This is a genomic window from Mesorhizobium sp. M1A.T.Ca.IN.004.03.1.1, from assembly GCF_003997555.1.
Lineage (GTDB): Bacteria > Pseudomonadota > Alphaproteobacteria > Rhizobiales > Rhizobiaceae > Mesorhizobium.
The window spans coordinates 1-264 of the sequence record NZ_RZTV01000463.1; the positions used below are offsets into that span (position 1 = coordinate 1).

The following is a 264-nucleotide window of genomic DNA, read 5'->3' on the forward strand; positions in this document are numbered from 1 at the left end:
CGAGCAAGAACATCACACCGATCACAACGAGCGCCTCGTATGTCAGCCTACGGGCGAGGCCGGTGCGAGCATGTATCGTCTGTGCGACCGTGATCTCTGCCCAGCCGGTAACGGCGGGATTTTCGATTTTCTTCGAAATGGTGGCCATGCGCACGGGCTGATCCGCATAGACGCCATCCTCGAAGACCAACTCTTTCTGCGTCTGCTGAGGCAACGCCGTGTGGGAAAGGTCCTCACTCCCTGCAACGACAATACCCCGTGGGT

1 protein-coding gene is annotated in these 264 nt (G+C 58.7%); it reads right to left on the minus strand.

Annotated features, from left to right (window positions below; all coding sequences use genetic code 11):
* A partial coding sequence (locus EOD29_RS32445; RefSeq protein WP_206520569.1) for a sensor histidine kinase N-terminal domain-containing protein occupies positions 1-264 on the minus strand: 264 nt, incomplete at both ends.